Raw genomic sequence first — 13,415 nt, 5'->3', positions numbered from 1 at the left:
GAACCGTGAGTCACGCTGCTGTCGGGGCGCCCGGGACGCCCCGGCGCTATCTGCATTCGCTGTGGCTGCTGTCCGCCCGCGACCTCAAGGTCCGGTATGCGACCAGCTTCCTCGGTTACTTGTGGTCGGTCCTCGATCCGCTGGTGATGAGCGCGATCTACTGGTTCGTCTTCACCCAGGTGTTCCGGCGCGACGTCGGCGAGGAGCCGTACATCATCTTCCTCATCAGCGCGCTGTTGCCGTGGGTATGGTTCAACAGCTCGGTGTCGGACTTCACCCGCGCGTTCAAGAAGGACGCGCGACTCGTCCGCTCGACGTCGATCCCCCGCTCGATCTGGGTCAACCGCATCGTGCTCAGCAAGGGCATGGAATATCTGTTCTCGCTGCCGGTCCTGGTGCTGTTCATCGTCGTCAACCTGCTGTTCGAGAGCCATGCCGACCAGGTCGTGCAGATCGGCTGGGGCGTGCTGTGGCTGCCGGTCGCCGTCCTCATGCAGACGGTGCTGCTCGTCGGCCTCGGCCTGCTCGTCGCGCCGCTGTGCGTGCTGTATACGGACCTCGAGCGCACGACCGCCCTCATCCTGCGGGCGATGTTCTACGCGACGCCGATCATCTACAACGTCACCGATCTCCCGGGGATCTTCCAGACCCTCGGCGCTTTCAACCCGCTCGCCGGCATCTTCATGCTCTACCGCATGCCGTTCTTCCCCGACCAGTGGAACCCGTTCACCCTCGCCGTCAGCGTCGCGATGTGCCTGCTGATCCTCGCGTTGGGCGTCTCGGCGTTCCGGCGTCTCGAGCGCCCCGTGCTGAAGGAGCTGTGATGGACGCCGCGATCGATGTCCAGGGTCTCGGCGTCCGCTTCCGGCGCAACCGGCGCGGGCGGCGGAGCTTCAAGGATCTCTTCGGCGGCGCCTCCCGCCGGTCGCGCCCCGGGGAGTTCTGGGCGCTCCGCGACGTCTCGTTCACCGTGCAGCCGGGGGAGTCGATCGGCGTCGTCGGACGGAACGGACAGGGCAAGTCGACGCTGCTGCGTCTCGTCGCCGGCGTCCTGCTTCCGGACGAGGGGCGCGTGCGGGTCAACGGCGGCGTCGCACCCCTCATCGAGATCACCGGCGGCTTCGTCGGCGACCTGACGGTGCGGGAGAACGTGCGGCTCACGGCAGGGCTGCACGGCATGGCCAAGGACGAGATCGCGCGCCGCTACGACGACATCATCGGCTTCGCCGAGCTCGCCGGGTTCGAGGAGACGCCCTACAAGCACCTCTCCAACGGGATGAAGGTACGGCTGGCGTTCTCCGTCGTCTCCCAGCTCGACGAGCCGATCCTGCTCGTCGACGAGGTGTTGGCGGTGGGCGACAAGGCGTTCAGGGAGAAGTGCTACAAGCGCATCGACGAGCTGCTCTCCGACGGTCGGACCCTGTTCTTCGTGAGCCACAACGAGCGCGACCTCCGGCGCTTCTGCACGCGCGGTCTCTACCTCGACCGCGGCACGCTCGCGCTGGACGCGCCGATCGCCGAGGTGCTGGACCGCTACAACGCCGACTACGCCGTCTGACCGGCCCCGCGGCGCGGGCGGACGGGGGCGACGTCAGAACCCGGCGACGCTGCTCAGCTCGGCGACCGCGGAGCGGGCGCTGTCGAGAGCGCCGGAGATGCCGGAACCGCTCTCGAGCGCCGTCCGAAGGGCGGTGAGGCGCTCCGCGTAGGTCTCGACCCCGGAGCGCCAGGCGTCCTGGATGGACGACGGGGGGACCGCGTCGCCCAACCGCTGGGCGTCCTCCTGGAGGGAGTCCACGACGGGGAGGGCGTCCTGGTTCCGGTTCTCGTCCACGATGTCGAGGCCGCGCTCGGCGGCCGTTAGCCACCCGCCGACCTTGTCCCGGAAGACCTCGAGAGAGGGGTCGCCGACAGGCGGAGGCGTGGTGATGGGCGTGGGTTCCGGCGTCGCGGCTCCCGACGGCGCGGTCGGGGACGACGGCGCGGTCGTCGGGGTCGACGAGGCGGTGGCGGACGGCGAGGCGCTCGCGCTCGCGCCAGGCGCCGGGGCGCCGTCACGGGGGAGGAGGAAGAAGAGCAGCAGCCCGACGATCGCGAGGGCCGCGACCGCGAGGCCGACGATCAGCCAGATGCGTCCGCGGTTCCGGGGGCGCGGCGGAAGCGGCGCCCACCGCACCTCGGGTTGCGGCTCCACCATCTCAGGCCTCCAGGGGGCTCATCGGCTGCCACGAGCGGTCGCGCCCGATGCGGCCGCCGTCGCGGAGTCCGCGGAACAGGTTGCTCGTGCCGCGCACCGTGCGCTCGACGAAGACGAGACGGATCAGTTCCTTGAAGAACGTGGCGGTCGTCCCGAGCCCGAAGAGCACCGGGTTGTACACGCCGTGCACCCGGTAGTACTGCTTGATGAAGCCGCGGTTGCGCATGATGTAGTAGCGGTACGCGTTGCTGGACGCGTTCATGTGGCGGATGCCCATGTCCCACTGCCGGATCTCGCGGGTGCGGCGCAGCACGAACTCGTCCACGATGACCGCGGTGGTCAGGCGCGAGGCGAGCCAGCCGTACATCTGGTCGTCCCAGTAGATGAAGAAGCGCGGGTCCGGGAGCCCGATCCGCTGCACGATCGAGCGGTGGATGAACATCCCCTCGAAGCAGCCGCTGTTCATCTCCTTGTAGCCGGAGGAGTCGAATCCCGCCGGGGCGAAGGGGATCGGGATGCCCATGCGCTCCGCGATGCGGTACTGCCAGTAGAACTCGCTGCCGTCGTAGTCGTAGCGCCGCCCCTGGATGCTCTTGAACCGGGGAGCCCAGGCGCCCATCCGGGCGAGACCGTCGGGGAGTACCTCCACGTCGTCGTCCATCATCCAGATCCACTCGGCGCCGAGGTCGTACGCCGTGCGCATGCCTTCGCTGAAGCCGCCGGAGCCGCCGGTGTTGGTGTCGAGCCGGCGATAGACCAGCTCCGTGCCGATGTCGTCCCGGAACGACTCCACGACATCCGTGGTGTCGTCGGAGGAGGCGTTGTCGACCACGACGACGCGACCCGGTTTCGGGTCCATCGCGGCGATGCTCGTCAGGAGTCCCGAGAGCAGGTGCGAGCGGTTGAAGGTGACGATGACGATCGCCGCGCTCGCGGGGTCGAACACGGGGGACTCGACGGTCATGCCTTCTCCTCGAAGATCTGCTGCCAGGAGGACGGCGAGACAAGCTCGGGCAGTGCCTCCCGATACTGCCGCTGGAGCTCGGGCCACCGTCGGCGCAACTCGGCGTGCAGGCGGACTGTCTCGAGCAGCATCCGGCGGTACTTGGCGCGATCGCGCGTGTAGATGTTCTTCCCGGAGCCGTCTGCGGCGCTGACGAGCGCGCTGTCGAAGTGCGGCACCCGCCACCAGTGCGCGTCGTCCTTGCCGAACTCGACCTCGGGCTGGGCGACGTTCGCGGGGTCCGGTCGATGCATCCAGTGCGACAGCAGCGTCCGCAGGGTGAACACACGGAGCTGCAACCCGGTGGGGCTGTCGTACTCGTGCCGCCGCAGCCGCTGGAAGACCTGGCGCCCGTGGCGGGAGTGCAGGACCCGGGCGGGATCGCGGTGGACCACGGTCTCCGGGTACTCGGCGGCCAGAGCCCGTGCGGCCGGCATCGCGGTGGCCAGGTTCCGGCGCATGTGGTCGGGGCCGGACAGCACGTCCCGCAGTGCTCTCGCGCGCAGGGCCACGGGGTAGTACTGCATCATCATGAGGTGCTTGAGGTCCACCCGGCGGCTGTGCACGAGCAGGCGGCCGCCGCGGGGAGCGTTCGAGTGGAGCAGGCCGGCGACGAGGCGGTTGCGGGCGTGGAAGTAGGCCTGCCAGTCGATGGAGTCGTCCTTGTTCACCCACGACACGTGCCAGAGGGCGACTCCGGGCATCGACACCGTCGCGAAGCCCGCTTCGCCTGCGCGCAGGCAGAACTCCGCGTCGTCCCACTTGATGAATGCGGGGAGCGACAGCCCGACCTTCCGGACGGCGTCGAGCGGGATCAGGCACATCCACCAGCCGTTGTAGTCGGCGTCCATGCGCATGTGCAGGAGAGGGGACTGCCGCAGATTGGCGGCCCCGAAGTCGTGCGGCATCTTCTCCTGGTAGAGGTTGCGCCACATGAACGGCTCTTCGTCGACGACCTCGGCCCAGCCGTGCAGCTTGGGGCGGTCGAGGAGGTCGAACATGTGCCCGCCGACGAGGACCGGCGTGGTCGCGAACTGCCCGAAGACGATGGAACGGCGCAGGGACTCCGGCTCGATGCGCACGTCGTCGTCGAGCAGCTGGACGAAGTCGCTTTCCGGCCGCTGGAGGGCCTCGTGCATCGCGCGGGCGAAGCCGCCGGACCCGCCGAGGTTGCCCTGCCGGATGACCTGGAGGGTCTCGCCCAGCCGCTCGGCGACCTCGGCGTACCCGTCCTGATCCGCGACGAGCTGCGTGCCCTGGTCGACGAGGAAGATGCGGTTGACGAACTCGAGCGCGTCCGGCGACGCCGCGAGCGCCCGCAGCGTCTCGACGCAGTAGTCGGGCTTGTTGTAGGTCGTGATCCCGAGCGACGCCTTGCCGGTGCGGGCGGGCTCCTGCTCAGTGGTCCACTCGGCGCCCTCGAGGACGGCGGGCTTCTCGTCCGCGACGATGTCGAACCAGATCCAGCCGCCGTCGCTGTACTGGGTGAGGTCGAGGTCGAAGGAGGTCGTCGCCTCGCCGGTGACCTCGCGCGTGGCCACGCGCTGACGCACGCCGGAGCCGTTCGAGCGGTACACGAGGACCGTCGCCGGGCCGGTCGTGCGCACGGTGAGGCGGACCTCCCGGACGCTGGTCCAGTGCTGCCAGTAGGAGGCGGGGAAGGCATTGAAGTAGGTGCCGAGCGAGACCCGGCGCCCGGCGACGATGCGGGCGCGGTGGCGGCCGAGGATGTTGCCGAGATGTGCGCGGCTGGAGACGCGGACCGGCTCGTCCTCGATCACGGACCACGTCTCGGGGTCGGCGTACAGCGGGAGTAGGTCGGGGTCGCGATCGAGCGGGAAGACGACGTTCTGAAGGACGTGGGCCACAGGGAGGTTCTCCGTTGTTGGTGCCGCAGCCGCTGCCGGAGGGCAGCGCGCGACTCGACGAGCAGTGAGTAGCCTACCGTTGGTCTCCTTCGGATCTGCGGAGAGCCCCGCCTGCGCGCACGACGCGCCTGGCTAGACTGACCGCGATGAAGGTACTGATCACCGGCGGGGCCGGCTACATCGGATCGACCGTGGCGACCGCGTGCCTGGAGGCCGGGATCGAGGTCGTGCTGCTGGACGACCTGTCCACGGGCCTCGCCGCTTTCGGCGCGGGGCGCGACCTGTACGTGGGCGACATCGCCGACGCCGCGGTGCTCGATCGGCTGCTGGGCGATCATCCGGACATCGACGCGGTCGTGCACTGCGCCGCGCGTGTCGTGGTGCCGGAGTCCGTGGCGGACCCGCTCGGGTACTACGACACCAACGTCGGCCGGTCGATCGTCCTGTTCCGTCGTCTCCGCGACGCCGGCATCCACCGCATCGTCTTCAGCTCGTCGGCCTCGATCTACGCGGGGGAGACGGGGGACGGGGTCGACGAGAGCGGCCGCATCGCTCCCTCCAGCCCGTACGCCACCACCAAGGCCATGGTCGAGCAGATCCTCGCCGATGCCGCAGCCGCGGGCGACTTCCGCGCCATCGCTCTCCGCTACTTCAATCCGATCGGCGCCGACCCCCAGCTGCGCACCGGCCTGCAGAACCCCCGGCCGACCCATGCGCTCGGGAAGATCATGCAGGCGCGGGCGGCTGGCGAGCCCTTCACGATCACGGGGACGGACTGGCCGACCAGGGACGGCTCGGGCCTGCGCGACTACGTGCACGTCTGGGACCTCGCGCGGGCGCACGTCGCCGCGGTGACGCGGTTCGACGAGGTCGCCACGCCCACCGAGCCCTACCGGGTGATCAACCTCGGCACCGGCGACGGGGTCACCGTCCGTGAGCTCGTGCAGGCGTTCGAGAGGGTGACCGGCGCCCCGCTGTCCGTCGTCGAGACGGACCGGCGCCCGGGGGACCAGGCCGGCGCCTTCGCGGTCGTGGATCGCGCGCGCGACGTGCTGGGCTGGCGTGCGGAGCGCTCCGTCGACGACGGCGTGCGCGACGCACTGGCCTGGGCCGAGAAGCTCCCGACGGTCCGCTGAGCCCGACGCCTCACTCCTGCGGGCGCAGCGTCGGGATGGCGCCCGTGTGGGCGGCGTCGATGTTCTCCCGCCACGACCGGGACTGTCCGGCCCGCAGCGCGCACAGCACGAGCATGAACCAGCCGGCGTCCACGAGCGTGAAGCTCTCGAACATCGAGTCGACCGCCAGGGTGACCAGCGTGATCGGCGTCCACGCGTAGACGACCGAGCGGCGCACGCTGGCGACCAGCCACGAGCGGATCAGCGCGATGCCGCCGAGCAGGAGGAAGAGCACCAGACCCGCGGCGCCGAGCTGCAGCAGCACGTCGAAGAACGCGTTCAGCGCGCTCTGGTGGCGGTCGTCGAGCTGGAAGTTGATGAACGTGAACGGGTACTCCCCGCGCGCCCAGTCGCCGAACCACCCCCACCCGGTGATCGGCTTGACCGCGACGAAGTCCAGGATCATGTTCCACAGCTCCGCGCGCATGGAGAAATCCGACCCGGCGTCGAGGAGGGCGATGATCTGGTGGCGCAACGCGAACGCCACCGTGAGGGCGAGCGCGACGAGCACCCCCAGGGCCCACTGCACGACGTTGCGACGCGCCGGCGGGGTGTGGCGGACGATGGTGAGGGCGACCGTGACCACCCCGACCGCGCCGGCGAGCACCAGCACGGTGGGCGACGCGGACAGGAACGCGAGGCCGCCGGCGAGGGCGACAGAGCCGACGGCGAGGGGCGGGTCGACCGACTGCGTGCGCCATTCGATCACGAACGTGATGAGGGCGAGCACGGCGATGAAGCCGAGCATGTTGCGACTGCCGAACAGGCCCTGGATGGGTCCGCCGGCCGCGAGGTTGCCCTGGACGCCGAGGAACGCGAAGGGGAGGTCGAGGAGGATCCCGGACAGGATCTCGACCCCGAGCGAGATGCCGAGCAGCACGCGGAGGGTGTCGCCCAGCGCCCGCACGGTCTGCAGGGTGTCGCGGACGTGCCCGATGGTGATGGCGAGGAAGGCGTAGCCGAAGAGCGACAGCCAGCCCAGGATCGTGTCGGAGCGGTCGGTCGTCCACAGCAGGCTCACGAGCGCCCACGCCAGGAACGCCAGCAGCGAGGACGGCGCGATCCGCAGCGCGGACAGCTCCTCCCGCCGCACCCACAGGATCGCCGCGCCGAGCAGGCAGAGCGCGGTGATGACGGTGGCGAGCGTGACCGCCGACGTCATCCGCTCGATCGCGAACGAGCCGAACACCGCCAGCAGCGCCGCGAGCGTGAACGCCCTGGCCATCTCCGCCGAGCCGAGGAGGCGGGCGAGGCGATGCCCCGTCGTCACGGCACCCGCCGCGGCGTCGCGCCGCGCTCGAAGACGAGGTCCCGTTCGCCGACGCCGACCAGCGGCACCGACTTGAGCTTGAAGGACAGGAGCACCAGGAGCAGCCAGCCCCACAGCATGATCGGGGTGGACTCGGTGAGCCCCTGCACCAGCAGCACGACGGTGAACAGGCTGGGCAGCAGCGTCAGCGGAGAGTAGGGGCGATGCGCGTCGAGATCCCATCGCGGCCGGTCGACGGCGAAGAACCAGGAGCGCCAGAGCAGGCTGCCGTACGCGATGGCCATCAGCACGAGGCCGACGACGCCGAGCTGCAGCAGCACGTCCAACCACATGTTGTGGGCGTGGAAGACGGTGATGCCGTGGTCGACGATCCAGCCGTCGAAGGCCGGGTCCGTGGGCACCCAGGGACTCGAGAACCCGTTGCCGATCCCGGGGTGCTCCGCGACGCGCTCCAGGACCTTCTCCCAGATCTTGCTCGACCGGCCGGTCAGATCCGCGCTGCGGCCGAGCAGGCCGAGCAGCGGTTCCCGCAGCAGCCAGAGCACGAGGGCGCCTACGGCGGTCGACCCGATCGCGATGACGTAGATCCGGGTGCGCGCGCCGGGTGAGGTGGCGCGCCGCATGAGCAGGGCGACGAGGAGCACGACGGCTGCGGCTCCGGCGCAGGCGAGGGCGGTGGCCGACGCCGTGCGGAACAGGAAGTACGCGGCCAGCAGCATCCACAGCGCGAGCGTCGTGCGCCAGCGCGACCTCGCCGCGAACAGCACGCCGAAGGTGATGAGGGCGAAGAGCGACACGATGCCGAGCAGGTTCGCGTTGCCGAGGATGCCCTGGATGCGCCCTCCGTCGAAGAGGTTGTCCCGGACCCAGTACCACTGCGGGTCGATCTTCCCCGGCGGGAGGTCGACGAAGTTCGGCAGCAGCGGGCCGTGCAGGACGAGCGAGACCCAGAGCTCGAGCGCGAGCGACAGCCCCAGGATCCACTTGAATGCGGAGGACAGCGCGCGGACGATCTCGTGCCAGGTGAGCACGTGCGCGATGAAGAGGCCGTTCACGGTGACCGCGGCGAACAGGACGCCCGTCGCCACGGTCGGCACACGCCACTGCGACCAGACGACGGAGAGGAGGGCGAGGGCCGCGTAGCCGAGGGCCGCCCACGGCAGCCGGCGCCAGCGGAACGGCTGCGGACGGTTCCGGGCGAGCATCGGGATCCCGACCGCCAGCGTGGCCGCGGTGAAGAGCGCGAGCGTGATCGCCGCGCCGACCTCTCCCAGCAGGTTGTAGACCGCGGAGTGGGCGAACGCCACGAAGAGGACGGCGATGACGTACCCGCGCAGCAGGAGGTGCCCCGTGGATTCGCGCTCGGGCGCGGTGGGCGGGGCGGCCACCGGGTGCTTGGTGTACTGGGCCATCGCGACTCAGGCTACCTCGACGGGCCCGGATCCGACCCGTCCGTCGCCCCGGGCTCTACGCTGGGGGCATGCTGCGCAGCCTCACGAACGTGCCCCGCGACTACGCCTGGGGGTCGCCGTCGCTCCTCGCCGAACTCGAAGGGCGCGTGCCGTCCGGGGCGCCGGAGGCCGAGGTGTGGTTCGGCGACCACCCGGGCGACCCCGCCGACCTCGACGGCGGAGGGACGCTGGACGAGGTGACGGGTGGCACGCTGCCCTACCTTCTGAAGCTGCTCGCAGCCGCGCGGCCGCTGTCGATCCAGGTGCACCCGACGAAGGAGCAGGCGAGGGACGGCTGGGCGCGGGAGAGCGCCCTGCCGCTCGACGACCCGCGACGCAACTACCGCGACGACAACCACAAGCCGGAGCTCCTCGTCGCCCTCAGCGAGCACTTCGAATCGCTCAGCGGTCTGCGTCCGGTCGCCGACACCCTGCGTCTCCTCGACGCCCTCGACGACGCCCCGGGAGTGCGGTCCCTGCGCGAGCGGCTCACGGGCGCGGCGGACCCGCTCGGAGACGCGATCGGGTGGCTGCTCGGGGGAGAGGCGCAGACCGCGGTGGACGAAGTCATCGCCGCCGTCCGCCGTGCCGCGGACGGACCCGCGGGGCAGGAGCACCCGTCGCTGCGCGCCGTCGCCGCCATCGCCGAGACGTCGCCCGGAGATCCGGGGGTCGTGGTCGCTCTGCTCATGAACCATCTCGTGCTGCGTCGCGGCGAGGGCGTCTTCCTGCGGGCCGGCCTGCTGCACGCGTACCTCTCCGGTCTCGGCGTGGAGATCATGGCGGCCAGCGACAACGTGCTCCGCGGCGGCCTGACGCCCAAGCGCATCGACGTGCCGGAGCTGCTCGCGATCCTGGACACCACGCCGGGCGAGGTGCCGGTGCTGCGACCGGCGGGCGACGAGGCCGTGACGACGTACTCCGTGCCGGTGCCGGACTTCGCCCTCCGCCGGGTGCGCCTCGACGGCGCGCCGATCACCGTGGAGGTGGACGGCCCGACGATGGTGCTGGCCACCGGCGGTGCGGTCCGGGTGGCCACGGAGTCGGGAGCGGACATCGCGCTCCGGATCGGCGCGGTCGCCTTCGCCGATGCCGATGAGCGCCGCCTGACGCTCTCGGGCACGGGGGAGGCTTTCGTGGCCACCCCCGGGCACTGATCCGCGCGGGCGCGACACGCCGAGAGGCGTCCATGAACCTTCAAGAATCGCTTGAGGGTTTACGATCCGCGACTTGACCGGAGCGAATGACACGGGTGTAATTAGGTGAGCACGGCCCGCCAGGGGGGCGGTTTTTGAAGGGTTGGAGGTCGAGATGACGGGATACCGTTCCGATGTGCCGGAGAACTGGTTCGTCGATCCGGTCAACCTCGGTGTCCCCGGGGTCCGCCGGTCCGACCCGGACAACGACAATGCCCTCGCGTGGCAGAGCGACGCCCTGTGCTCGCAGACCGACCCCGAGGCCTTCTTCCCGGAGAAGGGCGGCTCCACGCGCGACGCCAAGCGCATCTGCACCTCGTGCGACGTGCGCGGCGAGTGCCTCGAGTACGCGCTGGCCAACGACGAGCGCTTCGGCATCTGGGGCGGCCTCTCCGAGCGCGAGCGTCGCAAGCTCAAGCGTCGCGCCAGCTGACGCCTCTCCGCCGCGCGGCTTCGTGGGCGCGCCGGGAGCGGTGCGCTTCCCGGCATGACACCGCGCATAGGCTGACCACGTCATGCCAGCCCGAGTTCATGCCCTCATCGTCGCGCGCCCCGGCCCCTCCGCACGCGCCCAGCTCCTCCGCACGCTCGACGCCGTGCGCGCCCAGACCGTCCCGCCCGCGGCCGTCACGCTGATCATGTGCGGCGACGCCGCCACCGCTCGGGAGAGTGAAGCGGTCGCCGCCACGGTCGAGGGCATCATCGAGGCACGGCCCTCGACGTCCTTCGCTGAGGCCATCGACCTGGCGCGCCCCCGCATCCTCGACGGCTCCGCGATCTGGATCCTCGCGCAGGACACCGCGCCGCACCCGCGCGCCCTGGAGCGCCTCACCGGCATGCTGGAGCGCTCGCCGTCCGCCGCGATCGTCGCGCCGAAGCTCGTCGCCACCGACAACGACCGCGAGATCGTGTCCCTGGGCGTGAGCATGACCACCTTCGGCCGCGCGGTGGAGCTCGCGGCGGGGGAGCTGGACCAGGGTCAGCACGATCGGATGGATGATGCCCTCGGCGCCGACATCCGCGGCCTGCTCATCCGCGGCGAGGTGCGCGAGGCCCTGCGCCCCGACCCCGCCCTGGCCGGCGCGGACGAGGGTCTCGATCTCGGCGTGCGCGCGCGGCTCGGAGGCGGTCGGGTCGTGCTCGCCCCGGCGGCGCGGGTCTCCGCCGCTCCGGACGGTCCGGCGGCACTGCCGACAGGACGATCCCGCCGTGCCTTCGTCACCCGCCTCGCGCAACTGCACCGGCGTCTCGCTTACGCCCCGGCGGCCGCGGTCCCTCTGCACTGGCTGACCTTCCTGCCCCTCGCGCTCTGGCGCTCCCTCACCCATCTCGTCGGCAAGCGGCCGGAGGCGGTGTTCCCGGAGTGGGGAGCCGCCCTCACCGCCATGCTCCGGTTCGCGGCCGTCGCGCGATCGCGGGCTCGGATCCGGTCCTTCCGCTCCTCCACCTGGGCGAGCATCGCCCCGCTGCGGGTCACCCCGTCGCAATTGCGACGGCGGCTCGACGACGGGCACGGCAGCGAGCACGGAGCCGTCAGTGAGCTCCGCTTCTTCTCCGGCGGCGGGGCATGGGCGGTCCTTGCCGCACTCGTGGTGAGCATCGCCTCCTTCACCAGCCTCCTCGCCTGGCCGGCGCTGGGCGGGGGCGGGCTGCTTCCGCTGCGGGAGACGGTCGGCGCGCTGTGGAGGGACGCCGCCTGGGGGATGCGCGGGGTCGGTCTCGACGTCGTCGGCCCCGCCGATCCGTTCGCCGCCGTCGTCGCCCTGCTCGGCTCGCTGTGGCCCGGCGCGCCCTCCTTCGCGGTGGTCCTGCTGTGGATCCTCGCGCTTCCCCTCGCCGTCCTCGGCGGGTGGTTCGCCGCCACCCGGGTCACCGATCGTGCCGGCCTGCGCATCTTCGCCGGTATCGCGTGGGCCCTCGCGCCGACCTTCCTCACCGCGCTCGTCGACGGCCGACCGGCCGCGGTCCTCGTGCATCTGCTGCTGCCGTGGCTGTTCCACTCCGCCGTCGTCGCACACCGCTCCTGGGGCGCCGCCGGCAGCGCGTCCCTGCTCCTCGCCGCCGTCGTGGCGTGCGCACCGGTGCTCGCGCCGGCGCTCGCCGTGCTGTGGGTCGTGGCGCTCGGGATCGTGCTCGGCACCGCGCAGTTCCGCGGCGCCGGCCGCCTCCTCTGGCTGCCCCTGCCCACGGCTGCCCTGTTCGCGCCGCTGATCTTCTGGCAGCTCGCCCACGGCACCCCCCTGGGCCTGTTCGCGGACCCCGGCCTGACCTGGCTCGGGCCGCAGGCCGCGGCCGATGCCGCCGGGCGTCTCGCCCTCGCCACCGGGTTCCCCACCGAGGATCTCGCCCGCTGGTCGACGGTCGTCCCCGGCACCTGGGCGGCACTGCTGTGCGCTCCGCTCGCGCTGCTCGCCCTGGGGTCGGCCGTGTCCCCGCGGTGGCGCGCCGGCATCACCCTCCTGGTCGTCGCCCTGACCGGGCTGGGGACCGCGTTCCTCGCCGTGGACGTCAGCGTCGCCTTCACGCAGGGCACCGCCGTCCCGATCTGGCCGGGCACCGGATTGAGCCTCGCGTGGATCGGCGTGGTCGGCGCCGCGACGGTCACCCTGGACACGGCCTTCCCGCTGCCTCGGCTCCGCGTCGCCGCGACGGGTGTGGCGGCTCTCGCGCTCGTCGCCTGCGCCGTACCCGCCCTCACCGCGCTCCACACCGATCGATCGGCGCTGACCAATGGTCCCGAGTCGACGCTTCCGGCGTACGTGCGCGCCCAGGCGGCCGGGGACCAGCCCGTCGCGACCCTCATCCTCACGCCGCAGAACGACGGCGGGCTCGCCGTCGAGGTCGTCCACGGCGCCAGTGAGACCCTGGGCGCACAGACGACGATGCTCTCGACCGCGGTCGAGCCCCAGGGCGACGACGTCTCCACCCTCGCGGTGGATCTCATCTCGGCCCGCGACTTCGACGCGCCCTCGGAGCTGCTCGAACGGGGGATCAGCTACGTGCTCCTCGCGGCGGTGGACGACGAGGGGGATCGAGCCCGGTCGCTGCGGACCGCGTCCGTGGCGGCCATCGACCAGCGCGCCGGTCTCATGCAGGCCGGGTCCACCCACCGCGGCGTGCTGTGGCGTCTCGAGGGGGAGCCCGCCGCACCCGCCGAGCTGAGCGGGAGCGCGGAGGGCACGGCGCGCCTCGTCGTGACCGTCCAGCTGCTGGTCGTCCTCGCCGCTCTGCTGCTGTCCATCCCGACCCGTGCGA

At 71.4% G+C, this 13,415-nt stretch carries 11 protein-coding genes; 6 read left to right on the top strand and 5 right to left on the bottom strand.

The features are described from left to right. The first annotated feature begins 5 nt into the window (after nucleotides 1-5). Together D8M34_RS12760 and D8M34_RS12755 are read left to right on the top strand one after the other, a co-directional pair. Entirely contained in the window at nucleotides 6-824 is an 819-nt protein-coding gene (locus D8M34_RS12760; protein ID WP_126894199.1) for an ABC transporter permease, read from the top strand. Then, nucleotides 824-1,558, top strand: a complete 735-nt coding sequence (locus D8M34_RS12755) for an ABC transporter ATP-binding protein (protein ID WP_025103024.1) — start codon at nucleotides 824-826, stop codon at nucleotides 1,556-1,558. Before D8M34_RS12760 ends, D8M34_RS12755 begins: the two co-directional genes overlap by 1 nt. 33 nt (nucleotides 1,559-1,591) lie before the next feature. On the opposite strand, the gene D8M34_RS18895 is transcribed toward D8M34_RS12755, so the two are convergent. Genes D8M34_RS18895 through D8M34_RS12735 form a run of 3 tightly spaced genes read right to left on the bottom strand, consistent with a single transcriptional unit; the run spans nucleotide 1,592 to nucleotide 5,068 of the window. After that, nucleotides 1,592-2,197, bottom strand: coding sequence for a hypothetical protein (locus D8M34_RS18895; RefSeq protein WP_153245004.1), 606 nt, complete (start codon nucleotides 2,195-2,197; stop codon nucleotides 1,592-1,594). 1 nt (nucleotide 2,198) lies between these two features. Beyond that, a complete protein-coding gene (locus D8M34_RS12740) occupies nucleotides 2,199-3,161 on the bottom strand; it encodes a glycosyltransferase (RefSeq protein ID WP_126894196.1) in 963 nt (320 codons plus the stop codon). Then, on the bottom strand, nucleotides 3,158-5,068 hold the full coding sequence (locus D8M34_RS12735; RefSeq protein ID WP_126894195.1) for a glycosyltransferase: 1,911 nt from the start codon (nucleotides 5,066-5,068) through the stop codon (nucleotides 3,158-3,160). The genes D8M34_RS12740 and D8M34_RS12735 overlap by 4 nt, the downstream gene beginning before the upstream one ends. A gap of 146 nt (nucleotides 5,069-5,214) precedes the next feature. Here D8M34_RS12735 and galE point away from each other — a divergent pair, with 146 nt between their 5' ends. Beyond that, nucleotides 5,215-6,204: a UDP-glucose 4-epimerase GalE gene (galE, locus tag D8M34_RS12730; protein WP_126894194.1), complete on the top strand. Its 990-nt coding sequence runs from the start codon at nucleotides 5,215-5,217 to the stop codon at nucleotides 6,202-6,204. A gap of 10 nt (nucleotides 6,205-6,214) precedes the next feature. Here galE and D8M34_RS12725 read toward each other — a convergent pair whose 3' ends face one another. Both D8M34_RS12725 and D8M34_RS12720 read right to left on the bottom strand, forming a co-directional pair. After that, nucleotides 6,215-7,513: an O-antigen ligase family protein gene (locus D8M34_RS12725; RefSeq protein ID WP_238695656.1), complete on the bottom strand. Its 1,299-nt coding sequence runs from the start codon at nucleotides 7,511-7,513 to the stop codon at nucleotides 6,215-6,217. Next, on the bottom strand, nucleotides 7,510-8,925 hold the full coding sequence (locus D8M34_RS12720) for an O-antigen ligase family protein (protein ID WP_126894193.1): 1,416 nt from the start codon (nucleotides 8,923-8,925) through the stop codon (nucleotides 7,510-7,512). The genes D8M34_RS12725 and D8M34_RS12720 overlap by 4 nt, the downstream gene beginning before the upstream one ends. Nucleotides 8,926-8,993: 68 nt before the next feature. Here D8M34_RS12720 and manA point away from each other — a divergent pair, with 68 nt between their 5' ends. The 3 genes from manA to D8M34_RS12705 form a co-directional block, all read left to right on the top strand. Next, nucleotides 8,994-10,121 (top strand): mannose-6-phosphate isomerase, class I, encoded by a 1,128-nt coding sequence (gene manA, locus D8M34_RS12715; protein ID WP_126894192.1) that lies wholly within the window; start codon nucleotides 8,994-8,996, stop codon nucleotides 10,119-10,121. Between the two features lie 154 nt (nucleotides 10,122-10,275). Next, on the top strand, nucleotides 10,276-10,593 hold the full coding sequence (locus D8M34_RS12710) for a WhiB family transcriptional regulator (protein ID WP_126894191.1): 318 nt from the start codon (nucleotides 10,276-10,278) through the stop codon (nucleotides 10,591-10,593). Nucleotides 10,594-10,675: 82 nt separating this feature from the next. Continuing rightward, nucleotides 10,676-13,415, top strand: a 2,740-nt coding sequence (locus tag D8M34_RS12705) for a glycosyltransferase (protein ID WP_148113057.1), incomplete at its 3' end; no start/stop codon positions are given.

This window comes from Microbacterium sp. HSID17254 (genome assembly GCF_003989315.1).
GTDB lineage: Bacteria > Actinomycetota > Actinomycetes > Actinomycetales > Microbacteriaceae > Microbacterium.
The sequence above is the reverse complement of the archived record's forward strand: the minus strand, read 5'-3'. Positions and strand labels throughout refer to the sequence as shown.